Raw genomic sequence first — 25413 nt, forward strand, 5'->3', positions numbered from 1 at the left:
CCATCAGACAAAAAAAGAACAACACAATGTACGCATTAAAACTAGCCTTTAGAAGCCTGTTTGTAAAAGGACAGCTAAGCATTATTCGCATTATTTCACTAGCGGCCGGATTGGCCTTTGGAATTTTACTCCTCAGTGAAGTGTTTTTTTACAACAGCTATGATCGTTTTTATCCCAATGCTGATCGCATTTATAATATTCAGTCGGATATTAAAATGAATGATAAGAGTGAGTTTGAACTTTACCCGCGTGTAAGTGGAGCTATTGCTCCGGGCTTAAAGGCCGAAGTGCCAGGTGTTGAGGCTGCCACGCGGCTTAATTCAATTGGTAAGCAAGTGTTTTATACACAAAGCAAAGAGCGCCATATTGCAAAAGTGGTTTTTGCCGATGCTCACTTATACGAGGTGCTGCCTCGACCCATGATAAGTGGTACGGCCGATGAGGTATTGGCCACCCCAATGGCGTGTATGGTGTCGCACATTGTGGCCAATAAAATGGGAGGTGATGTGATAGGTCTGCAGATTGAGCTGAAGCAGTTTCCTGGTAAAGAGCTGAATATACTGGGCGTATTTGAAGCATTGCCTAATAATACCAATTTTACCTACGACGTAATTGTTCCCATGCAATCATTGGATCAGTTTATGTGGGATGGCTCAAATAATTGGTTAGGGAATGATCGCTACTTCGCATGTGTAAAGTTAATGCCAGATGTACATCCAAATAGCCTTAATACTGCCATACGAAAGATGCAAGAAAAGCATCAGGATATTTTGCAGCTAGAGCAGGAGCAAGGTGGTGTGTTTTTAAGATATTCATTGGTGCCTCTGTTAAGCATGCAAACAGATGCAGCACGACATAAAATGATCATTTTATGCACCATTGCTTTGGCTGTTTTATTCGTATCCTTATTAAATTACATATTGCTTACGCTTAGTGCTTTGGTTAATAGAGCCAAGTTGTCGGCTATACATAAAACTTGCGGTGCGCAAAGCAATAATCTGCAGCAACTAATTTTTGCCGAAAGCTTTTTGCTGTTTTTGGCATCGGTTGGGAGTGCCTTGCTCATAATATGGAGTATTAAGCCGTTTGCCGAACAGTATTTGGGGCATTCACTTGAGGCTGCCATCAACCCATATGTGGTGTGGCCCATATTGGGTTTGTTATTACTAATGGTGGTATTAAGTAGTTACTTGCCGGGTCGCTTTTTTGCCAATATACCCGTAACGGCTGCCTTTCGTAGTTACCAACAGAAAAAAAATAAGTGGAAACTGGGATTGTTGGCTGTTCAGTTTATTGGTGTATCGTTTATTGTAACCGTAATGGTGGTCGTTACACTACAGTATAATAACATGGTCAATGCTGGTCATGGCTATCGTGCTAAGGGTATTTATTACGGCTCAACCATAGGGATGGACGGCACTAAAGTTGGTATTGTAGTCGATCAACTGAGAACAATGCCAGAAGTAGCAATGGTGGGTTTTGGCACAGAAATGCCTATTAGTGGTGCATCAGGTAATAATGTGATGGCACCCGATAATACCCGTGAACTGTTCAATGTGGCCGATTTTTATTTTATCGATCAGAACTACATGAAGATATTGGATATTCCGCTAAGGCTTGGTAACGGCTTTAACTCTGCTGATGCCCATATTGGAGATGTAATGATTAGCCAAAAGGGAGCTGATAAGTTGCTTGTAAATAATGGCTGGGACGATGGTGTGCTTGGTCAGCAGTTAAGGATAAGCGAGCATGGCGAAACAACGATTCGTGGTGTATATAACGATTTTGTAATTGGGTCTATGTCATCGCCTGATACCCGGGCATCAGTGTTTTTTTATGTGCCCGAAGATCATTTTAAACAGGCACGTATTGAAGATCCTACATTAGAATTTTTGATTGTTGTAAGGGTACATGAGCAGCAAGAAACCGGAGTATTCAGTAAAATTGAGAGGGTTTTTAATGATGCACTACCCCATAACGATGCCGTAATAAAAAGTTTGGAGAACGAACAGATGGAGCTCTATGCAGGGGAGAAGAGTTTTAGGAACGCCATGCTAGCTGGTAATCTAATAATATTGCTTACCACTATAATTGGCCTGTTGGGTTATACCACCAATGAGGCAACTCGTCGCCGTAAAGAATTAGCAATACGCCGTATTAACGGTGCTAGTCTAACAAATATTTTACGCGTGTTTATTATTGACTTGCAGTTGGTAGCCGTGCCGGCTATTGCAATTGGTTTGCTTGGTGCATGGATAATGCTGGAGCGTTGGATGCAAAATTTTGCATCAAAAATACCCTTGCATTGGAGCATTTTTGTAAGCTGTAGTTTAGCCATTATAGTTTTGGTGAGCCTTATTGCAATGTTTAATTATGTGCGCATAGCCAATCGCAACCCTGTTGAAGCCTTGCGTTACGAGTAACCTACCAAACCTAAACCCTAATTGATAATGAAACTAAAATTTATTATTAGAGGCATATTGGCCTATCGATACAATGCCGCAAGAAGCTTATTAGGTTTAACTATTGGCTTAAGCTGCTTTACCATTATACTTGTTTGGGCTTATGCTCATTGGTCTTTTGATCGTTTTCATGAGGGAGCCGAAAATATTTACCTCATTCAGAATACCGATACCGTTTATTACGAAACGGACATGGTGATGCCATTTCCTTTAGCACAAGAATTAAGGGATCATATACCCGAAATGGCTAACACAGCCACCCTTACTATGTGGCCTGATCAGGATAAACTGAGTGCTGATGGTAGCACTTTGTTCGTGCCCATTACATCTGTTGAACCACAGGTTTTTGATATTTTAGATTTTGATATTATTGCCAGTAATGGAAAACCGCTAATGCAGCCCGATGCGATGGCTTTAAGTAAATCACTAGCCATAAAGTTGTTTGGTTCATCCGATTGCATAGGAGAAAACCTGCTGGTAAAGGACTCCATTCTTGCACATGTGGGAACTGTTTATAAAGATTTTCCAGAGAACTCAACCTTTAAGCCAGTTGCATTGTGTAGCTATGCCCTTAATGAAGCGGCGTTTGTACATTGTAGCGGGTGGGATAGTAACTGCTACGTTACCTTGTGCAAGGTGCCAGCTAAGGCAGATGTTAAAAAGATCGGGCAGCTCATAACACAGTTATTACACCAGGAGCATGATAAACATGATTTATATGCCCTGTCGCCTCTTACGAGTTATCATTTTCAACCCATCGGAGAGAAATCCATTGTATCGCATCTTTTAATGATTTTTTTTAGTGGTTTATTGGTACTGTTGGTGTCAACTATCAACTATGTAAATCTTCAAACGGCAATCAATAATAAACGCAACAAGCAACAAGCCATCAAACGTATGTTAGGAGCATCTGCTTTTGACCGTGTAAAAGAAGCACTTGTTGAAATAGTTATATACCTAGGCCTTGCATTTCTATCATCCATTGTATTAAGTTATGCAATACTACCTTTTATTGGCAGCGTAACAGGCCTTAAGGTCTTACAAATTGTCGATGAATCAACTTTGTTGCTTATCCATTTATGTAGTGCAATTGTGATTTTTATTGTGGTGGCTACCTACATGGTTTTAAGTAATGCTAAAGACGTTGTTAACGGAAATTCCTTAATGGAACAATCTAAAAAGAATAAACTTAGCAGAGGAAGTAAGGTATTTGTGGTTGCTCAGTTTACTTTGGCTATCTTCATAGGTATTGCAGCGCTTGTAATGCATAAGCAGTTGGTGTTTGCCATCGAATCGGATAAGGGTTATGACTCGAGTGATTTAATGGTTGTAGAAACTTGGGACTACCCATTTGATAGGCATAAGGCCGCCATTACAGAGTACTTATCTAGCAACCCAAATGTGGCCTCTTTCTCGGTATGTGAACGAGGATTTAACAAACTTGGATCGCGCACAACAGGTTTTAAGAGAGACGATTGGTCTCCTGAAGAAAATAATTTTTACAATGTGATGTATCGCAGTGATGAGCATCTCTTAGACGTTGTCAATATTCCACTTTTAGCCGGTCGTTTTTTTGAGCCATTGCACTTTAATGAATCAAAAAAATTAGTTGTGAACGAAACCTATGCTATAAAGTTGGGTGGAGTAAATGAAGTAATAAATACCAGTCTTACCCATGCTGGTGAGGATTATAAAATTATAGGTGTTTGTAAAGATTTTATTTTTGAAAACTATTATCAAGAAATTGAGCCTTTAGTGATGTTGTACCGAACGCAATGGATTTGCGGCTTGATGATAAAATCAAAACCGGGAAAGTATGCTCAGATAGCAGCGGGGCTTAACGACTTAATGCGTTCGAAATCGGATGCCCCATTTGAAATAGACTCAATGGAGGCACTGCTAAGTAATATGTATAACGAAGAAGACACTCAGCAAAAATTACTGCTTCTGTTTAGTATTTTAATAATTGTTATTAGTAGCCTAGGCCTTGTTGGATTAACAACTTTTATAATTGAAAACTCAACCAAAGAAATTGGTATTAGAAAGGTAAATGGTGCCACGGTACCAGAAGTACTTTTGATGATAAATGTTGATTTTATAAAATGGGTTGGTTTGGCTTTTGTTTTGGCTGCATCATTGGCCTTTGTTTCACTTAACCAATGGCTAAATAATTTTGCTTTCCGCATCCATCTTTCGTGGTGGTTCTTTATCGTTGTTGGTGGCTTTGCTCTTTTTATAGCGTTAACAATGGTGAGCTGGCAAACATGGCGTGCCGCTCGGCGCAACCCTGTTGAAGCATTGCGTTACGAGTAACTAATTTTATATATAACCTATTGTCACATTTATAATGATAAGCAAGCTCATTACTTCATCTTTTCGTTTTATTAAGCGCAATAAATTATTTGCATCTATCAATATTATTGGATTGTCCTTGGCTTTGGCCGTTACGTTTATCATTGTGCTATTCGTAATAAATGAGTTACGGGTTAATAGCACCTATATGCATAAGGATCGTATGGCACGAGTTATTGCTTACGATACCATGTTTAAAAGCACTACTGCTAGCACAGCCTATGTGTTGGCTGAGCACCTTAACGATGGCTTCCCTCAAATTGAAGCTTTGTCACGAACACGGGCAGTACGAAACTGCAAGCTTAAACGAGGCGGTGTGTTTTTGAAAGAAACAAATGTGTATGGTGCAGGATCGGATGTGTTTAAGGTGTTTGACAGAAAGGTAGTAGGACAACAAAGTGGTGCCTTAGAACAGATGAATGCGATCGCATTATCAGAGAAATATGCTAAGATGTTATTTCCTAATGCCGATGCATTGGGTCAAGAGGTAAAGCTATCGATTTACGATGTTGAGTACTTGTTTTTCGTCACTGCTGTTTTTGAAGATTTCCCTGTTAATTCAACGTTTAAAGCTGAGTGCTTTATCAATGAGCGTCATCTCTTATCTGAATTGAATCAGGCATTTGGCGTAGGTGATGCCCATGAAAATTGGGATTTTAATTATTGGGATACTTGGCTATTACTGCGCGATAATTGCGATCCGAAAATGCTTGATGCTGCTTTTCGAGCTATGGAAAAACTTGTCATAGGAGACGAGTATCGTTTTAAGCATAGTTTGCAACGTTTTAGTGATATCTACCTTTATTACGAAGATGTAAGACAGCTTAATGCGGAGGGTAATCTTATTCAGATATACAGTTTATCGGGTATTGCGTTCCTAATAATGTTGGTTGCCACACTTAATTATATCATTTTGTCAACAGCCATATCGTCCAAAAGAGCCAAGGAAATAGGTGTTCGAAAAACCAGTGGAGCCAATACTGGTCAAATACGAGGTGAGCTATTTTTCGAGTCTGTATTATTAACGCTTCTGGCATTGCCAATAGCGGTTTTATTAACCTCACTTATGCTACCTGTTGCAGAAAAACTAATACAACACGAACTACTTATTCTTGAGTCCAATTTATTATTATACATACTCACTTATGTCGTAATTGTTTTTCTTATTGGCATGGTGTCGGGGTGGTATTCGGCGGTTTATTTATCAAAGCTTGATGTTGTTCAAGTATTAAAGAATAAAGCAACATTGGGTAAGAGAAAGGTGCAAAGTAGGCAAGTATTAATTGTATTACAATTACTAATTTTTTGCGTTTTGGCCTCCTCTGCACTCATCATACAAAAGCAATACCATTATGCCTTGACGAAAGAACTGGGATTTAATCGGCAAAATATTATACAGATAGATTTAGGCCGTCATTTTAAGCATTACAATGTGTTTATGGATGAAGTAAGGGCCATGCCCGATGTTTTGTCAGCAGGAGGGTCGATGTATGGCTTACCCTGTTTGGGTGGTGGTACTTTTTTGTGGCCACATCAACAAGAGAAAGATAAAAAAGTAGAGATGGATGGCCTTGTTATTGATTATGGTTTTATTGAAACAATGGGGCTGAGTGTATTAAATGGGCGTAGTTTAGCATCGACGGATACGGACGAAAAAAGCCTGATGATTTTAAATGAAACGGCGGTTCATGAGTTGGGGCTCGACGATACTATTGGTAAGCAGATAGAGGAGTGGCAAGTGATTGGTGTAGTTAAAGATTTTCATTTTCGTTCTGTGCATTCCAAAATTCCACCTCTGGCAATGTACTTGGCTAAAGATTACTATTTTAATATTTCGGTACACTATGCTGATGGGGTATTGCCATCTCTTTTGCCTCGTTTAAAGCAGCTTTTGAATAAGCTAGATGAAGAACTGCCGTTTAAATATAGTACGGTTGATGACTTTATTGTGGAAGTGTATGACGAGGAACTTAATTTAAGTATACTTATAAGTATAGCTGCCATCTTTACTATTTTAATTGCAGTAATGGGTTTATTTGGTCTAAGCCTTTTTATTAGTGAATCTCAAACGAAAGAAATTGGTATCAGAAAAGTCAATGGCGCTTCACTAGGTAGTATTTTTTGGCCCATTCTTAAATGGCAATTTGTTTATTGTATAGTTGCTTTGCTAGCCTCTATTCCTCTTACTGTATTTGTGATGAGTAAGTGGCTTCAAAATTTTGCCTATCAAACTGATCTTACCTGGTGGCTATTTGCTTCGTCGGGTGCTATAGCGTTTGCAATCGTAATGCTAACTGTAAGCTGGCAAACATGGCGTGCCGCTCGACGCAACCCTGTTGAAGCTTTGCGTTACGAATAAAAAAAGATCGTCTACTAATTAGCAAATTACCAATTAGTAGACAATCCATATACCTTTACCCTTGCGTTACAACACAGGCATATCTTTTTACTTAACCGATACGGCCACTTTGTAATTACAGCTTTTCAGTTCCTCGGGCAGATTACGTAAATCAGCTGTGCTCACTTCAATGCTGGTTGGGTCGGTTCCTTTTTCTTCCAGCATGTAATAGCGGATAAATTCATTACGGTTTATCAGTAGTTTTCTAAATTCATCATCAAGGCTATCATCTCCAATTAGTGTGCGGCATAATTGAGTCAAGTCCATTGTTTCACTGCCTTCTACATTTTTGTTGAGGTAGGCAACAAATTTCTCATCGCTGTTGGATAGCGTATTTAAAGCAGTGGCAAAGGCCTGCATGTCATCAGGTGTTTTAAGCGACATCTTTTCGGCCAACATTTGCTTTTTAGCAAGTTTAACAGCGAGCACATTTTTCTCCTCTGCAGGGTCGGTCTGTTGCTCAAAAGTAAATATCAGCTCGGGCTTCTTCTGTGTTATTTGAGCAATTTTATCCAATATCTCGCGTTGATCAATCAATAAGGAATCCTGGGCATAAGGCATTGGTATATTCTCCAACTCTTCGGGGCGTGTACTTACTAGCTTACCCAAGGCATTAAAGGGTGAGGCAGCCACTTTCACCAGTAGGTTTCCAAAGGCTTTCCAAATTAGTTTTCGCACACTAAAATCAGGATCCGACGGGTTGCCTTCAACAGGCATTTCAAAAGCAATCTTGTTTTTAGGGTCTTTCATTAGGTATAGCCCCAACTTAACCGGTGCTTTAACCTGAGGTTTGTGTTCCGTTTTACTGCCTATGTCCAAGTTTTTAATGGAAATACTGTTGGTATTAAGCATGTGGGTCGGCGTCATGCTAATGCTTAAGTCGTAATTCAGGCGTCCTTTGGTTATGGGGCGCGCTATGTTGTACTCCGAATAGGGAGAGAAACTCAGAAGTCGCAAATTATCTATTTTGGCCTGCATGTCAAATACCCCCGGGTTTATCATGCTAAAGCTCGATTGGCCTGTAAACGAACCCTGATCATTCATGTTAATTGAAAATGTGAGGGGCACAGATTCAGATGCCTGTGACAGATCATCCATTTGTAAAGTAATATCTTTAAAATCGTAGTGGAACGGACGGTATAGGGTATGATCGGTGTATAATACCTGTCCATCAGAAATACTAATTTTATCAATACGATACTTGATGCTATCGGCCTGTGCTTCTTCAATTTCTTCCTCAAGCTCCTCACTTATACTATCGGTTGCCATTAAGGGAGCCATCATGCGCTCAATATTACTCATATCCTTGTATAAATGACCCGTAAAAATGGGTTGCTTAAGGCTTATGTGTGATAAATGGTAGTTATTGTTTAATAAATCAAGCGAGTGCATGCCTATGCTCAAGGAGTCCAGGGTAAACACATCGTTTTCATCCAAATCCCATAAACGGAAATCTTCTATGGAGGCATTGCCCTTAACAACCATCTCCTGCGTATTAACGATGCTTCCTTTAATGTTTAAGCTCGTATTAACATACCCTTCAATGCCACCGGCATCAATCATATCTTCAACATAATTGGAGATATCCTGTAACTCCAGTTTCTCAACTTTAAAATCAACACTGTAAACTTTTTTTAGCTGATCAACCTGGGCGCCAACATATACTTTGCCCTGCTCACCAAAAGCGAAATTAATACCCACATCGGACTGTTCGCTATCCCAGGCAATCATGGGTAAATTTAGGTACAGATCATCAAATTTAATCAGGTTGTCCACGGTTTGGTCGTCAAACTGCAAGTTACCACGTGTTAGCTTTATATCGTATACCGAAAAACGCAAGGGAGAGGCATCAATACTATCCGTTTCTTCAATAACTGTTGAGTCGCTGGCGGGTATTAAGTCATCAAAATTAAAGCCCATATCAGTTTGAATAGCATTAACAAATAAGCTGTCTATGCTTACTTTAGAAAAGGAATATTCGTTTCTAAAAAGTTTGATGGGGTCGAAATTAATGCTCAACTCATTAAAGCCTGCGAAAGCGTCTGTGCCATTGGCTTCGTATATGATCAAGTCGCTAGCACTCACCGAAACACGAAAATAGTTAATGCTTAAATTGCCTAATTCTAGTTTGCGGCCAGTTAATTCTTGACCATTCTTATTAATGTAGTTGGTAATGATGCTCGAAAGAAAAAAGAGAACAACGAAAATGATTACGAATAAAGATATTAGTGCATAATATCTCTTTTTGATTTGTTTCATAGCTACGGTTAAGCTTGTTAGTAATTAGTTGTTTAGCCACATACGGTTGGGGCGTAAAAGTACAACAAAGCAAAAGCAATTTTGATGCATTGGTATTATTTTTTTAATCTGGTGCAACCCTTTCAGGTAGCTCTTGTCTTTAAAATGAAATTAACTAATTAACCGTAAATCATGCTTTTACCTAAAAAATGGGCACTATGTGTCATGGGAATGCTATGCCTTATTGCAAGCGCCAATAACTTTTCTCCCGATAATGTTATCAGGGGTAAAGTAATCGAAGAAGATACTAAAATGCCACTGGTGGGAGTGGCCGTGATTATAAAAGGATCTGATCCTATTGTGGGCACCATTACCGATGTCAACGGTTTGTTCGAGTTTGAGCCTATGCCGGTTGGTCGCTACCATCTGCAATTTCAGTTTTTAGGATATGAGTCTCAAACAATACCCAATGTGTTATTATCGTCGGGTAAAGAAACGGTGCTGAGCATTAGCATGCGTGAGTCAATTACTGGTTTGCAAGAGGTAAAAGTACTAGGCTCCACAAAAAAAGGAGAGGCCAAAAACTCAATGGCCATGATTAGTGCACGCTCCTTTAGTGTTGAAGAAACGCAACGTTATGCTGGTGGATTTAACGATCCTGCACGTATGGTGGCATCCTATGCTGGCGTAATGGCCGATCCTAGTGGGAATAATGAAATTATTGTACGTGGTAACTCTCCACGCGGTTTGCAATGGCGAATAGAAGGAGTGCCAGTTGCTAACCCCAATCATTTTGCTAATGAAGGAGCCACGGGCGGTGCCATTGGCATCCTTAATAGTTCCATCCTCAGCAATTCTGATTTTTATACCAGTGCTTTTCCGGCTGAATTCGGTAATGCCGTTTCGGGTGTTTTTGATATTGATTTACGACAAGGCAACGACCAAAAGCGAGAGTATGTGGTGCAAGGTGGTGTTTTGGGCCTTGATGCCGCTGCCGAAGGGCCATTGGGTAATGGCGGTTCTTATTTGGTAAATGCACGCTATTCATCTTTGGCACTGCTTAAAAGCATGGGCGTTAAAGTGGCTGGAGAGGCCGTTCCAGAATATGGCGATGCATCGTTTAACATCAACTTGCCAGGGTGTAAAAATGGTCGTTTGCAGCTGTTTGGCGTGGCAGGCTATAGTAATATTGAGGCCGATGAGGAGGATTATAAGCAGGATTTTGAGGCCGACATGTGGGTCACTGGTTTAAATTATTTATGCCCGCTCAACGAGCGTACTTACCTGAAGTCAAGTGTATCGTACAATGGAACATTTAATAAATGGTATTACGAAGAGTATGTAAAGGATAGCGAGAGCTACGAGTTTAGAGGGAGCGATCGGTTCGAATATCATACTCTACGCTTGGGGGCCGATGTAACGCATAAGGTTTCGTCGCAGTTAACGCTAAAGGGAGGGGCCTATTATAACCAACAGTTTTATAATATGAACATGCTTATATACGACGATGAGCAGCAGCAAGTGTATACGGCGCTTGACGATGATGGTTCGGCTGGTTTTATTAACGGTTATGCAAGTGTTAAGTGGCGGCCCGCATCGGCATTAACCATTACTGCTGGTGCTCACGCGCAATACCTACAACTCAATAACAACTATTCCATCGATCCACGTTTGGGTATGCGCTATCAGGTAAACGATAAGCATGCCTTTACTGCTGGAGTGGGTTTGCATTCTAAAGCCGAGAATACATCCATTTACCTGGCGCGCACCTTGCTCGATGATGGACAAATTGTGCAGTACAATAAGAACCTGGATATGATGAAATCGATGCATTATGTGGTGGGTTACGAAAACAGAATCAGTCGTAATTTACTCTTGAAGTTAGAAGCCTATTATCAAAACTTGTACGATGTGCCTGTTGAAATGGAAGAGGGTTCGTCCTACTCCATCCTTAACGATATGTCGGGCTATATTACTGAGCGACTCAATAATGACGGCACAGGAAAGAATTATGGTATTGAAGCTACTTTGGAAAAGTACCTGAGCAACAATGTTTATTTCTTGCTAACGAGTTCTGTTTTTAATGCCAAGTACACAGCTTTTGATAAGCGAGAGCGTAACAGCCGCTTTAACAATGGTTATGTAGTAAACTTTACTGGTGGTAAAGATTTTTTCTTAGGCCAAGAGAAGAACAAAACCCTTGGGCTTAACCTGCGAACCATTGTAGCAGGTGGTAATTATTATTCTCCCATCGATGTTAACGAGTCGCAGGATAAAGGTTATACCATTCGCCCCGATGAATTGGCCTTTAGTCAGCAGCGCGATGACTTTTTTAAAGTGGATTTAAAAGTAAGCTATAAAGTTAATCGTAAAAAGAGCACGCATACCTTGGAGTTAGATATTCAGAATATTACAAACGCGCAAGCAGTGGTGTATGACTATTGGCATCCGAATAAGGAAGTGATTGAAGAGGGATATCAATGGGCTCTGTTTCCCGTGATTAATTATCGCATTGAGTTTTAAATTAGAGGGGTATTTGTATGTGAGTTTATGTACATGTAGGTCAGTGTAGTTAGGTTGTTGGTGTTAGGCTGTTCTAAGTAGAATAAACATAATCATACCTAAAGGTCTTAAATTGTAAATTGCTCAGACAACCATAGAATAGCATTGTTGTTTTATAGTTAGTTAAAAACCTGAAAAACACATGTTAGATGAAAAAAACAACTACTATTTTAATTGGTGCTATGGCTTGGTTGTCCATCAATGCACAAGAAGTAACGCAATTAAGTAAGCGTACTCACTTTAAGAAGCAAACTGAAAAACAAACACAATTAAAAGCCGTGCAGGCCGAATATAGAGCAGACTCTAAGATTGTTGACTACTGGGATGGTAGCCAGTGGTTACAAAATGATATGGTGAGTTTACAGTACTATGGCAACGGTAATTTGCACATTGAGGAAGGGCAGTATCATCGCTTAACCTACCAATATGATGATGAAAATCGCGTAAGTGAGTTAATTAGCGAATCACACAATGGTGTTGCATGGGAGAACTCATCAAAAAGTGAGTGGGCTTATGATGAGGCTGGTGATCAGTCACTTTACATTACTTCAAATTGGGAAAATGGTGCTTGGGTAATTCAATACGGATCTCGTTTCGATAGGGTCTATGATAGTAACGGTAACGATATCGAAGAAATCTCTTTTAGCTATAATACAAGTACTCCGGGCTGGGAAGAACAAGATGGGTATAAAACAGAGTATATAATGAGCAATGGCTTGGTCGACTCTGAAATCGAATACTATCGTGAGAATGGGGCTTGGATGGAAGAGAGTAAAATAGAATGGTCTTATAATGTTGATGATGAAATTGATGGTGGAATGTTTTATTCTTACGACATGGGTGCTTGGGTATTGGATGCTCGAGTTGTTGATGTGGATTGGTTAGTATGGTTGCCAAATTTAGGATCAGAAAATGTTGTTTCTACCTATACTTTTCAAGCCTACGATGGCTCTGGCGATGTTAATGATGATGCGAGTTACGAAAATAGCGAGAAGATGCTAGGAACCTATCCTGAAGGAACGGGTAGTGGTATGCCTCCAGTAACTGTAGAGACCTATCAAACATGGACTGGTAGTGCCTGGGTTGATGATTCTCGATGGACGTATGAAGATAAAAGTGACTATGAAAGTTATTTGGACGAAGAATGGAATGGTTCAGCTTGGATAAAAACGTATTTACAAATGTATGATACGGATATGCTGGCCTATAATCTTGATGAATACTATACCGATGGGGTGATGACAGGTGGGAGTAAATACTCTAGTACTTATGATACTTTTGATAATTTGTTGGAAGAAAAAAATGAGAATTATACCAATGATGCATGGGAACAGCAAGGAGGGATGCAATATGTTTACACCTACGAAGGAGCTACCTCAAAGGTGCTTATAAAGGTTCACAAAGCATGGAGTGTGCCAAATAGCCAATACGAAAATCAATCGCGTGAAACATTCTCTTATGTTTCTACTAATCTTGAACAATCACCTCAAATTAGTATTAAAGTGTATCCAACAACATTCAATTCTTTTATTAATGTTGAGGTATCTCAACGAGCAACTATAGCTGTGTATAGTTTAACGGGTGTGAAAGTTACAGAAGGTACTGTTATGTCAGGTAGTGATCAGCTTGATCTATCAGGGCTTAGCAAAGGGTGTTATGTATTGAAAGTAGATGCAGGAAAAGAGCAGAAAGTGATTAAAGTCTTTAAAAACTAAGTCATAAAGTTTAATCAGAACCGCAATAAATGTTTGTCTGATGAGGTGAAAAACAACAGGAAAAGACTCTTACTTAAGGTGGAGTCTTTTTTTATGCGTTAACAACGCATTAACAGTTTAAATACTAAACCTTTTAAGTTGAGGTGCTGTTAGGTTTATAGGCCTGTAATAACTTAAATAGACGATTATGAAAAAAGGAACATTCGTATTAGCAGCACTCTTAATGTGTGTTTTTACTCTTACGGCGCAGAATAAGCCAATAGATGTAAAACTAAGTAAAGTTAGTTGGTTGGGTAAAAAAGTAAGTGGTGAGCACAGTGGAAATATTGCTTTTAAATCAGGTAGCGTTATAACTGATGGAAAAAAATTAAAAGGTGGTGAGTTTGTAATTGATATGAATAGCATTTCCTGCACCGATATTGAAAATGAAGATTATAACGCGAAGTTGGTAGGGCACCTCAAGTCCGACGATTTTTTTGGAGTAGCCAGCTACCCGGTTAGCACTTTAACCTTAACAGAGGTAAAGGCCAAAGGTGATGCTTATGAAGTAAAAGGCGACTTATTTATCAAAGGAAAAACACAAGCTGTTATTTTTTCTGTTCAACAATCGGGAAGCTATTTTAGCGGAAAAGTCTCAATTGATCGAACACTTTACGATGTCCGTTACGGTTCTGGTAAGTTTTTTGATAATTTGGGTGATAAAATGATAGATGATGTATTTGAGCTTAATTTTAAAGTGGCCTTACTTAAATAAATTCGATTCGGTATTGATGGTGTGATGATTTCAAATTATGAAACCACTTTTTCTTTGTAAGGGTTCAATTGTGTGTGATGTAGTCTGATAGGTGATTTTGGAATGTTTTTTTGTTTAAAAAAACTATTAAAACTTACGAATTTAAATTTTGTAATATAAGCTATTGAATAAGTTATTCTTATTGAAATAAATGGGGTTAATAATTTACGAATCTTAGGTGAAATATCGTTTAGTCCGGTCATGTGTCGGACTTTATGATATTTATTATTGTTCAAAGTCAAAACTTTTACTTCTTTTACACGTAAATTAGATACTAGCTACTTTCTGTATTAATTCCAAAATCAACTGTTGTGAGCAAATTAATTAATTTACGTCTCAAGAGTAAGCTGTTGCTATACATATTAGCGTCGTTTACTATTATTTACGGAGTAACACTTGGATACATAAGTATTAGTCTCAAGCAAAATTCACTCAAAGATTCAAAAGCCATTATTGATGCCAACCTTAAAGCATCAAGTAACTTGATTGAGAACGACATTAATCAAGTGATTGTGGCAACCAAAACCATTCGTGATGCTTATGATGGGTATTTGTCTCAGGATGAGTCGTACCGTGACGATGTGTATGGAGACATCCTGTACGGCTGGTTGGATAATAACCCTGAGCTGTTATCGACATGGCAAATATGGGAGCTCAAAGCTTTGGATGAATCATACGATATGAAAAATGGGCGACAGCGAAATGTTTGCTTTCGCTTAAATGGTCAGATAACTACTACATCGGAAACGGTCGATATGAATAACGATAACCTAACTAGTCTTTACTACCAGGGGCGTGATTATAATAAAACAGACATATGGGATCCTTACTACGATGTTGTTACTGAGGAATTAGCAGGTATCTTGATGACATCTATAATTGTTCCACAGCAGGATGCTCAAGGAGAGTTTATTGGCATGGTCGGGGTTGATGTTGGATTGAACGATATGTCCAAAATAATATCAAATCTAGATTTGTATGAAGGGGCGGTATCCTATGTTTTGTCGCGTGATACCAGTATTGTGGCGCATACTAATGCTGATTTGGTTGCTAAAAAGTTATTTTCTGCTATTAGCATTAATTCTGATGACTATAAAAAAGCACTAGATAAAACACTTGTTTCAGAAAGTTATGGATTTGATTTTGTAAAGCCTGATGTGGATGAGGAGTTCTATGTTTCATATGCACCAATTGAGTTTAAAGGTATTGAAACCACCTGGACATTGGGTATTGAGGTGCCAAAGGAAATTATTCTGGCCAGTGCTAATCGAATCTTTTATCGAAGCATTATCATTGGTTTTATTGGACTGATAATTTTATACATCATCGTTTATATCACAGCAGGTAATATTGTAAGCCCAATTGTAAAAAGTGCTGAAGTTGCTCGCGCTATTGCAGATGGTAACTTAAGATCTGAAATTGATGTTAACGATGAACAAAAGGATGAAGCGGGTGATTTGGGTCGTGCTTTGCGCGATATGATTCAGAATTTAAAAAATATTATCGCTGAAATTGTTGAGAGTTCAGATGCCATAAATACAGCCAGTGTTGAATTGTCAGGTTCGTCTAATCAGTTGTCGGCCGGCGCATCAAACCAAGCAGCTTCATCTGAAGAAATATCCTCTTCAATGGAGGAAATGGTAGCCACCATTCAGCAGAATAGTGAGAATTCCAAACAAACAGAATCGATTGCATTAAAATCAGCAGAAGGGATTAAAGAGAGTTTCGCAAGTTCTCAAGCCACAACCAAGTCCATGCAGGAGATTTCGGAGAAGATTATTATAATTGATGAGATAGCAAAGCAAACGAATATATTAGCCTTAAATGCTGCAGTGGAAGCGGCCCGCGCCGGTGAGCAAGGCAAAGGTTTTGCTGTTGTTGCTGCAGAAGTAAAAAAGCTAGCCGAACGTTCGTTAAAAGCAGCTGTTGAAATAATGGATTTAACAGAGCATGGAGTGCAGGCAGCTGAGAAATCTGGAAATCAGCTAGAGCAAATAATTCCTGAAATTGAAAAAACAACACAGTTGGTTCAAGAGATCACTGCTTCGAGCTATGAGCAGCAGAGTGGTGCAGAACAGGTCAATAAAGCCATACAGGAGTTGAATGAAGTAACACAACAGAATTCAGGTTCGGCTTCCATATTCACAAATAACTCGGAGCATTTAACCCAGTTGGCAGAGAAATTAAAGGAGGCTATTAGTTTCTTTAAACGCTAAAAGCAAAAAAAAAATAGAGATAGCCGCAGTTTATTATAAGCTGCGGCTTTTTTTAATGCTTTAAAATATCGTCATACTTAATTTTAACAAGACTTGATGTGTCTTTGAACAAAAAGGTCGATACTAATAAATGATCATCTTCCATGGATTTAACTACACCAGTATAAGTCTTTTGGAAATATGTAAACTCGATAAAGTTTCCTACTTGAATTTCATCACTTGTATTAGCTTTCAGAAAGTCTATTTTTTTATTGGCGACTCTTTTAAACTTGACGTTGTCTTTGTCATCTTTATATAATACAGTTGTTTTTGGGTAAGATAATTCAACAATTCTAACAGATCGTGGCTTGTTGTTGATAATAGCAACAACATTCTGATGAATATTGAGCTTTGGATTTATTGAGTATTTAGCACTGTAACGATCAATTGTATTAAATGTAGAATCAGCTGCACGTGTGTTAAAATCAAAGATGTCAGCTGATATTACAGCCATGGTGTTATTTACAAAGGGGTAATAACTACGTTTGAAATCAACTGTAACATTGGCCAGTGCTTGCCCTTTTTTCAATGGGTAATTAGAGTAAAGGTTTCTTTTGGCTTCGAATACAAGTGCATCTTTACCCAAGCCACCCATGCCAAATACATGTTTGGTTTTAGAGCTTCCAACCGCTAATCCAACAACATTAAAATTAGCATCAGAGATAGTAGCGTTACCAGTCATGACACCTGTGTGAGTGGCACATGAACTCAATATTATGGCAATTGGCAGAAGAAATAAAAGGTGTTTCATTGGGTTAGGTGTTAGGATGTTAGTAAAATATCGTATTAAAATTAATTGATTGTATTGAATAAAAAAAATCTTTTATAGAGATCACAAAAAAAGCCTTACTGTTTAAGAACTTTGTCTTAAGCAATAAGGCTTTAAATATATTATGCTTGATAACGTTTACACGTTAAACGCTTTTTTAATAACATCTACGTAATCAAGTTTTTCCCATGTGAACAGCTCTACATTGAATTCTTTTTTGCCAAAATAAGGTGATTCAAATGTTTTAGTTACTTTTCGTGGTGTACGTCCCATATGACCATATGCTGCTGTTTCTTCGTACATTGGGTTGCGAAGTTGTAAGCGCTCCTCAATAGCAGCTGGACGAAGGTCAAATACCTCAGCAATTTTAACTGCAATTTCACCGTCGCTTAAACCAACTTTCGACGTTCCATAAGTATCTACAAATACACCTACTGGCTTAGCAACGCCAATAGCATATGATAATTGCACTAATACTTCATCAGCCAACCCAGCGGCTACCATATTTTTAGCCATGTGGCGCGATGCATATGCTGCCGAACGGTCTACTTTACTTGGGTCTTTACCAGAGAAAGCACCGCCACCATGTGCGCCCTTACCTCCATAAGTATCAACAATAATTTTACGACCTGTTAAACCAGTATCGCCATGCGGGCCACCAATTACGAATTTACCTGTTGGGTTAACATGAAGTATGTAATCTTCATCAAATAAATTCTTTACACGCTCAGGTAATTGTGAGATGGTGCGCGGAATTAAGATGTTACGAACATCTTCTTTTATTTTAGCCAACATTGGTTCGTCTGCGTCAAAATCATCGTGTTGTGTTGATACAACAATGGTGTGAACACGCTTTGGTAAATTGTCATCACCATATTCGATGGTTACCTGGCTTTTTGAATCAGGGCGTAGGTAAGTCATCTCTTTCTCCTCGCGACGGATATCTGCCATATCCATTAACAAGCGATGTGATAGCTCAAGTGATATTGGCATGTAATCGTCAGTTTCTTTCGACGCATAGCCAAACATCATTCCCTGGTCGCCAGCACCCTGTTCCATCTTTTCAGCACGATCAACACCCTGGTTAATATCAGCAGACTGCTCATGTATAGATGAAAAAACACCACATGAATCGCCATCGAAACGGTATTCGCTTTTGGTGTATCCTATTTTATTAATAACACGACGAGCTACTTCCTGAACGTCAACATAATGCTTTGAGTGTACCTCTCCGGCTAATACAACTTGGCCGGTGGTAACCAATGTTTCACAAGCCACTTTTGAATCTTTGTCAAAAGCTAAAAAGTTATCAAGTAAAGCATCTGAAATTTGATCAGCTACCTTGTCTGGATGTCCTTCAGAAACCGATTCTGATGTAAATAAATATCCCATATCATTAAAAAATAAAGTCTGTACCTTATAACATACAGATATAAATTAAAACTAATTGATATGAAAAAAGAGGGAAGTTAAAAACGATACATGCGTTTTAGCACTTTTTTTAAGTGGTTGCAATCAGCCAAATCCCTCCACTTTCACTAGGTGCAAAATAACGTAATAAATAAAATGTGTGCAAATTAAATAAGAGTAAATTGTCTTGATTAATTTTTTTTATCTTTGTATTGATTTGATGTAGTGTGTTATATGCTGTTTGATGATGTGAAATTGTAAACTTTTAACGGTTTTTTTTATCAAAAAATTTGCAAGGATTTGAATTTGATATATCTTTGCATCCGCATTTGAGACAGATAGTTTGTTCAAAAGCAATTAATGGTCCCTTCGTCTAGTGGTTAGGACACATGGTTTTCATCCATGAAACAGGAGTTCGATTCTCCTAGGGACTACAAAGATATAAAGAATAACAATTTATAATTGTAGTACGATGGCAAATCATCAATCAGCAAAAAAACGAATTCGTCAGATAGAGAAGAGAAGAGTTCACAACCGTTACTTCGCAAAAACTGCTCGTAATGCTGTGAAAGAATTAAGAGGTACATCTGAGAAAGAATCAGCTCAGGAATTGCTTCCTAAAGTAACTTCTATGCTTGATAAATTAGCTAAGAAAAACATTATTCATAAGAATAAGGCAGCCAATATGAAGTCTAAATTAACGATTTTCGTTAATAAGCTTTAATAAAAGGCACTAGGTCCCTTCGTCTAGTGGTTAGGACACATGGTTTTCATCCATGAAACAGGAGTTCGATTCTCCTAGGGACTACATATGACTTTATTTGCCTTATAAAAGGCATTAAGGTCCCTTCGTCTAGTGGTTAGGACACATGGTTTTCATCCATGAAACAGGAGTTCGATTCTCCTAGGGACTACGCTAAAAAAGCTCTTCAAATTTTTGAAGAGCTTTTTTAGTATCTGATATTTACTTTGTCGATTACCCTCTTTATCTTTTCTGATAAAAGAGAAAAATGGATACCTATCAACACCTCAGTATTAAGGAATGGGCTCTGGAAGACCGGCCGCGTGAGAAATTACTTTATAAAGGTTTATCATCATTGTCTGATGCCGAGCTATTGGCTATTTTAATAGGTTCGGGAAGCACTAAAGAGAGTGCTGTTGAGCTTTCAAAGAAAATACTTCGAGATTGTAAAAACAATTTGAACGCCTTAGGTAAGAAAACGATTAATGATCTTAAGGCGAATTACCATGGTATTGGCGATGCTAAAGCAATTAGTATTGTGGCATCATTGGAGCTGGGGCGTCGTCGTAAATTACAAGAGGGAGAGGAGCGGAGTAAAGTTACTGGCAGCCATGACGTGTTCGACATAATGGAGCCCTTATTGGGCGATTTACCCCATGAAGAGTTCTGGGTTCTAATGCTGAATCGTTCTAATAAGGTAATAGGTAAAAATAAAGTGAGTCAGGGAGGTATCTCAGGCACTGTTATCGATGTACGCTTAATCCTTAAATCAGCCATTGATCATCTGGCTTCATCAATTATTTTATGCCATAACCACCCAAGTGGAAACAGACAACCCAGTGAGGCCGATAATAAAATTACCAATAAGATGAGTGAGGCTGGACGAATTATGGACATTCCAGTTCTGGATCACATCATCGTTACAGATAATGCCTATTTTAGTTACGCTGATGAGGGCATGTTATAACTTGAACTATGCAAGTAAAATGGCTACGACGCATCGACATCAACGAGAAGAAGTGGAATGCATGTGTTCAAAAATCTACGAATGGCTATGTGTTTGCAATGACGTGGTATCTCGACATTGTTTGCCCCGATTGGGAAGCTGTTGTACTCGCCGATTATTACGCAGTACTACCTTTGCCAGTCATTCGTAAGGGTTGGTTTAAAAGAGTCTACTGTCCTACATTAATTCCTTATACAGGTGTCATCAACTCAATGCCAATGGCTAGTGAGGTATTATGGCAAATGATTCAGGCAATACCGTACAAGCATATTGAATTGGTTCTAAATCCGTATAATAAGTTGCCGTTTAAGGCTCTTAATCGTCATAAGCAAGAACGCTTTTCCGTACTTGATTTGGTTGGCGATATTGCACGCATAGAGCAACAGTTTAAGCCCCAAGTAGAGCCTGTGGTAGACTTGTATAAGAATAAAAAGGTGGCTGTGGTGCGAGATTTAGATGTTACGGAATATTTGACAACTTGCCAACAATTAGATTATAAGCCTAAGACAATACATTTAGTGCATTTGAGGCCATTGTTGAGTTATGCTTTACGTTATCAGAGTGCAGGCTTATATACGGCCTACAATCAATTTAACCAATTAATAGGAGTGGCTTTTGTGTTGAGGTCGAACAAATGTTTGTCACTTATTCATTATGCTAGTGAAGATGATGGTTTAATGGGTATAAAAGCCATTGTTTACCATATGTTGCGAAATAACGCAGGGGCTAATTTAACCTTGGAATTTCCTTGTTGTAGCAAAGAGCTAGGTCAATTGTTTACAAGTACTGAACATGTATGTGGGGTGTACAAAAAAGGCCTATCCAAGTGGATAAGCCTTTAGCCATTTGTATTTATAGGTTTTTATTGACCTAATTCATCGTGTAATAAAAAGTCCTTTACTTCATTAAAAGCCTTTTCAATTCGAATCATGCGGTCAATCATAAATTTCATCACCTCAGGCCATTGCTCTTGCTGATATAAATCGGCGGGTGCCAACTTGTCGTATACCCTGCAAACTTCCTTGCCCTCTGTTTTTGTATAGAGGTAATCCCAAGTGAGTTCACCTCCAAATTCATTCTCAATAATGGTTTTACATGCTTCCAATTTTTCGTAAAGCTGCAAGCGCTTTGCTTCACTACGATGGTTAACCTCAATGGCTACAATCGCTCGTTGCCTGTCAATGTCAAAGCGTAAGTCAAGGCCTTTAATGCCTGTGTCATCAAATATCCATTTGATTTTTTTACCTTTTTGACCAGGTAGGCGACGTGTGCGATTTTCTAGCTTGTGCCAGAATTGTTGCCTTATCTCTTTTGCTTCATCTTTGGAAAACATGCATCAACAATTTACTCGTCTTCAGACTTAGGGTTGCGATCGTCGGACTTATTTTTCAACAACAAAAATAACAGATATGCAGCACCCAAGCCAATTAATAAGAGACTAATTATCTCCATAGCTCCTTTGGTGCTGTGTATAGAGCCAAATCCAGTAATAATCATGAGGATGGCGACAACTGCTAATTTTTGTTTTTTCATATGATTATTATTTATTTTCAGAGGCCATATGGAATTCCCAAATAAATTTTATCATCCTCCTGTGTGAAAATTTGGATAATCAAATTTACATTGCTCGTTTCATCTGTTTGAATTTATTTTCCATTTGTCAGATGGAACTCGCCAAAAACAATCATACTCCTGTTTAAGAAGCTATTCTGATGGCTCGTTTCATTGCTTTAATTAAAATGTGTAACGCATGCTGGCTGTGAAACGACTATTGCTATAGTCTTTCGTGTCAGTTGGTATGGCAAATTCATCATATGTGCTGCCAATTGCTGCCACTGTATACATCCACTCAAGACCGAACCATATTTTTGGTGTAGCCATAAACTTAACGCGTGGAATGAATGAGTACATGTTGGCAATGTTGCCACCAATTGTGTGAGTTGGTATTCCATTGCCATTGACTAACGGAGTTGCTTCGTCGATTGCACCTAGGTTTTTAGTGTAGCCAAACAATACACCTGGTTTCACTTTTTTAGCGTTTGATTCAACATCGGCCCAGTAGGCAAAGTTTTTAATGGCCGAGTATTCACGCTCTGGTGTGTCGGTTGTCTTCTCTGCGAATCCACCTAGCATTACTACATTAGTCATACCTGCCGTATATAAAACTTCTGTTTTGAATGTAAAAGCGCCAAAGTTATATTTTAATGAGCCAGCAAGGTAACCGCCCGTGGCTGTTTCGTCAGTTTTAATACCAGTGTTAGGATCAGCTAAGCTTGGTTTTAAAACTTTATAACCACCTGTTGCCGCAGCAAAAAAGTTCTCTGACTTATATTTTGCCTGTAAGGCCATTTCCGGGATCAGTGAGTTTTCCGCTGCTTTAGGCATGCCTTTGTCCAGGAAGTCATTCTGTGACATAAGGAATCCAATTACCTCTATTTTATCACTAAGTTGGCGTCCAACGCGTAGCATTGGCTGACGGTTTAAAGGGTGGTAGGGTGTACCACAACTTAAATTAACGGTATTCGCAAAGTTCTCAGTGATGAACAATGGATGCCAGTACTGACCGAACAATAAGCTGGTTTTCTTCCAATTTAAACGAATAAATGCATGGCGAAGACGGAAGTTTACATCCTGATGATTTGGGTTTTTATCACCCAAAAAGTCCCCTTCGATAAATGCAAAACTCTTTGCGCCAAACATATCAGGACCTGATACGCCAATGTTAAAGCGGCTAAATGCAGCATCAATATCATACGATGCGTGATCATTCAAATCGTTTCCTTCAGCATCAAGTTGCTCAGCTTTTGGAAATAAATAGATATTACCATTACGGGCTGTAGCGCTTTGACGGGTATCCATGTGTGCATTAACACCTACAAAACCATGTATCTCAACTTTAAATGGTTTTTTTTCTTCTTGTGCGAACGCTACTGTAGTTATTATAGCTACTAATAATGTGCTTAGAACTTTTTTCATTGTTATATAATTATCTACCTAAGTTATGTGCGTTTTAAAAAACGATGCAAAGCAACGAAAAAGCCTTTAGCTGTGCAAGAAACTAGAGGCTTGTAATAGCTGAGCTTTGATACTTATTGGATTTTAAAATAAGCAATTGTCTCTTTTAGTATTTCTGATTGTCTGGATAATTCTTCCGAACTGGAAGCCATCTCTTCCGAAGAAGCAGAATAGGCCGATGTGATATTAACCAATGACTGAATGGCGCTGTTGATATGATTAGCTCCTGCTTCTTGTTCTTTGCTCGAGGCTAATATTTCACGTATCATTTGTATGATGGTTGCAATTTCGGGTAGTAGCTCTTCCATCGAATGCCATGATGTTTCAGCTATTGACAAACTTTTTGATGATAAGTCATCGATTTCACCTGCGGCGGACTGTGTTACTTCCGATAATTTTCGCACTTCGCTGGCAACAACCGAAAAGCCCTTGCCCGCATCACCTGCACGTGCAGCTTCCACCGAGGCATTTAATGCTAGTAAATTGGTTTGAACAGCAATGTCTTTTATAACAGCAACCTTATCGCTTATGAGCTGCATGGCATCCAAATTATTTTTAACTGTATGCTGTAGTTCGTTGATGCCTTTTTCTGTTTTAGCAGCTGTTACCTCAGTTCTTTGAGCATTATTGGCGTTCGATTGTATGTTTGACACCATCTCCTCAATGGAGGAAGATATTTCTTCGGTTGATGCAGCTTGCGATGTTGCCCCATTGGATATGTGTTCAGCCGATTGTGCCATTTGCTGACTGGCAGCATTAACATTGGCCGAACCATTTATTATTTCTCCTATTATATCCTTTAGCTTTTGAATAGTGTGTTGTAAGGACTCCTGAAGCGTACCTATTTCATCGTTTTGTGTTTTTTTAAGCTCGACTAATAAGTTTCCTTTGGCAATCTCTTCGGTAGAATGCGATAATGTTACAATGTTAGCAGCAAACCGACGGCCAATAATGATGATGAGGGAAGAAAATACAAGTAGAAATATCAAGACGATAATAGCATTGGTAATAATGTTGTTTTTTAATTCTTGAAGTTGTCTATTACTTCTTTCTGTAATTACCTTATCAATGTCATCAATGTAATTACCTGTTCCTACAACCCAGTTAAATGGTTCAAAGTAGGCGGCGTAACTTCGTTTGGGTGCTGCCTCAGTTTCTCCAGGGCGAGGAAACCAATATTCAGTATACCCATCTCCTGAAGTAGCCGAACTTATGATCTCTTGTATCAAACGCTTGCCATTTGCGTCTTTCAAATCCCATCGACTCTTACCTTCAACATCGCCTTTTCCTAGTAACACAACATTAACACCTTCTTTGGTATCTACCCAAAAATAGCCGTTGTTGCCATATTTTAATTCTCTAACAATACTTGTAGCAATGTTAATGCCTTCCTGTTGCGTAAGACTATCTGAGTCTATTTGCTTTTTGATATCGGTTAATATGCCTATTACAGTTACAACTTCATCTTTTACTAATTGATCAAAATCGTTTCGCAGACTTTTTTCCAGTTCTATAAGCTCTTTTTTATGTGTTTGTACAGAAATTACAGTTGACGGAATTGTAGTGGCCAAGGCCAATAGAACTAGCATGCCTAATGAAAAGACAATAATTTTTGTTGTGATTTGCATAATGTTAGTTTATCACTTGAATTGGATTGAGCCAAGCTTACGTCCATTCGCTTAAAAGGTTGTTTTTT

Annotated in this window: 17 protein-coding genes and 3 tRNA genes; 13 read left to right on the plus strand and 7 right to left on the minus strand. The window is 38.7% G+C overall.

The genetic code is table 11. The features are described from left to right. The first annotated feature begins 26 nt into the window (after positions 1-26). Genes FNN09_RS01610 through FNN09_RS01620 form a run of 3 tightly spaced genes read left to right on the plus strand, consistent with a single transcriptional unit; the run spans position 27 to position 7173 of the window. Positions 27-2423: an ABC transporter permease gene (locus FNN09_RS01610; RefSeq protein WP_143299719.1), complete on the plus strand. Its 2397-nt coding sequence runs from the start codon at positions 27-29 to the stop codon at positions 2421-2423. A 27-nt stretch (positions 2424-2450) separates the two neighbouring features. Continuing rightward, positions 2451-4775 (plus strand): ABC transporter permease, encoded by a 2325-nt coding sequence (locus FNN09_RS01615; protein ID WP_143299720.1) that lies wholly within the window; start codon positions 2451-2453, stop codon positions 4773-4775. A 34-nt stretch (positions 4776-4809) separates the two neighbouring features. After that, complete coding sequence (locus FNN09_RS01620; RefSeq protein ID WP_143299721.1) at positions 4810-7173, plus strand: ABC transporter permease; 2364 nt, start codon at positions 4810-4812, stop codon at positions 7171-7173. A gap of 87 nt (positions 7174-7260) precedes the next feature. Here FNN09_RS01620 and FNN09_RS01625 read toward each other — a convergent pair whose 3' ends face one another. Continuing rightward, positions 7261-9471 carry a DUF748 domain-containing protein gene (locus FNN09_RS01625; protein WP_143299722.1) on the minus strand — a complete coding sequence of 737 codons (2211 nt, stop codon included), beginning with the start codon at positions 9469-9471 and terminating at the stop codon, positions 7261-7263. A gap of 171 nt (positions 9472-9642) precedes the next feature. Between FNN09_RS01625 and FNN09_RS01630 the strand changes: the two genes are divergently transcribed. From FNN09_RS01630 to FNN09_RS01645, 4 genes are all read left to right on the plus strand, one after another. Next, positions 9643-11973 (plus strand): TonB-dependent receptor, encoded by a 2331-nt coding sequence (locus FNN09_RS01630; RefSeq protein WP_143299723.1) that lies wholly within the window; start codon positions 9643-9645, stop codon positions 11971-11973. 188 nt (positions 11974-12161) lie between these two features. Beyond that, positions 12162-13727, plus strand: a complete 1566-nt coding sequence (locus FNN09_RS01635; RefSeq protein ID WP_143299724.1) for a T9SS type A sorting domain-containing protein — start codon at positions 12162-12164, stop codon at positions 13725-13727. Positions 13728-13914: 187 nt separating this feature from the next. Continuing rightward, the gene (locus tag FNN09_RS01640; RefSeq protein ID WP_143299725.1) at positions 13915-14481 is read left to right on the plus strand and encodes a YceI family protein; all 567 of its coding nucleotides are present in this window, start codon (positions 13915-13917) and stop codon (positions 14479-14481) included. 350 nt (positions 14482-14831) lie between these two features. Continuing rightward, positions 14832-16736 (plus strand): methyl-accepting chemotaxis protein, encoded by a 1905-nt coding sequence (locus tag FNN09_RS01645; RefSeq protein WP_143299726.1) that lies wholly within the window; start codon positions 14832-14834, stop codon positions 16734-16736. 52 nt (positions 16737-16788) lie between these two features. Here FNN09_RS01645 and FNN09_RS01650 read toward each other — a convergent pair whose 3' ends face one another. After that, entirely contained in the window at positions 16789-17526 is a 738-nt protein-coding gene (locus tag FNN09_RS01650) for a DUF6567 family protein (protein ID WP_143299727.1), read from the minus strand. A gap of 156 nt (positions 17527-17682) precedes the next feature. Further along, positions 17683-18936: a methionine adenosyltransferase gene (gene metK / locus FNN09_RS01655; RefSeq protein WP_143299728.1), complete on the minus strand. Its 1254-nt coding sequence runs from the start codon at positions 18934-18936 to the stop codon at positions 17683-17685. A 380-nt stretch (positions 18937-19316) separates the two neighbouring features. Here metK and FNN09_RS01660 point away from each other — a divergent pair. The 6 genes from FNN09_RS01660 to FNN09_RS01685 all read left to right on the plus strand — a co-directional run bounded on the left by FNN09_RS01660 (position 19317) and on the right by FNN09_RS01685 (position 21544). Beyond that, positions 19317-19388 (plus strand) — tRNA-Glu (locus FNN09_RS01660). A 38-nt stretch (positions 19389-19426) separates the two neighbouring features. Continuing rightward, positions 19427-19678 (plus strand): 30S ribosomal protein S20, encoded by a 252-nt coding sequence (gene rpsT / locus FNN09_RS01665; RefSeq protein WP_143299729.1) that lies wholly within the window; start codon positions 19427-19429, stop codon positions 19676-19678. Between the two features lie 12 nt (positions 19679-19690). Next, a tRNA-Glu gene (locus tag FNN09_RS01670) sits at positions 19691-19762 on the plus strand. Between the two features lie 34 nt (positions 19763-19796). Further along, positions 19797-19868: transfer RNA gene (locus tag FNN09_RS01675), tRNA-Glu, on the plus strand. Positions 19869-19964: 96 nt separating this feature from the next. Next, on the plus strand, positions 19965-20663 hold the full coding sequence (gene radC, locus FNN09_RS01680) for a DNA repair protein RadC (RefSeq protein WP_143299730.1): 699 nt from the start codon (positions 19965-19967) through the stop codon (positions 20661-20663). An 8-nt stretch (positions 20664-20671) separates the two neighbouring features. After that, positions 20672-21544, plus strand: a complete 873-nt coding sequence (locus FNN09_RS01685; RefSeq protein ID WP_143299731.1) for a hypothetical protein — start codon at positions 20672-20674, stop codon at positions 21542-21544. 20 nt (positions 21545-21564) lie between these two features. On the opposite strand, the gene FNN09_RS01690 is transcribed toward FNN09_RS01685, so the two are convergent. The 4 genes from FNN09_RS01690 to FNN09_RS01705 all read right to left on the minus strand — a co-directional run bounded on the left by FNN09_RS01690 (position 21565) and on the right by FNN09_RS01705 (position 25345). Next, entirely contained in the window at positions 21565-22035 is a 471-nt protein-coding gene (locus FNN09_RS01690; protein ID WP_143299732.1) for a DUF4268 domain-containing protein, read from the minus strand. Positions 22036-22046: 11 nt separating this feature from the next. Continuing rightward, a complete protein-coding gene (locus tag FNN09_RS01695; protein ID WP_143299733.1) occupies positions 22047-22235 on the minus strand; it encodes a hypothetical protein in 189 nt (62 codons plus the stop codon). Positions 22236-22436: 201 nt separating this feature from the next. Further along, positions 22437-23678, minus strand: coding sequence for a hypothetical protein (locus FNN09_RS01700; RefSeq protein ID WP_143299734.1), 1242 nt, complete (start codon positions 23676-23678; stop codon positions 22437-22439). A gap of 113 nt (positions 23679-23791) precedes the next feature. Beyond that, a complete protein-coding gene (locus FNN09_RS01705) occupies positions 23792-25345 on the minus strand; it encodes a methyl-accepting chemotaxis protein (RefSeq protein ID WP_143299735.1) in 1554 nt (517 codons plus the stop codon). Positions 25346-25413: the final 68 nt, after the last annotated feature.

This window comes from Carboxylicivirga sp. M1479 (genome assembly GCF_007097485.1).
Taxonomy (GTDB): Bacteria; Bacteroidota; Bacteroidia; order Bacteroidales; family Marinilabiliaceae; genus Carboxylicivirga.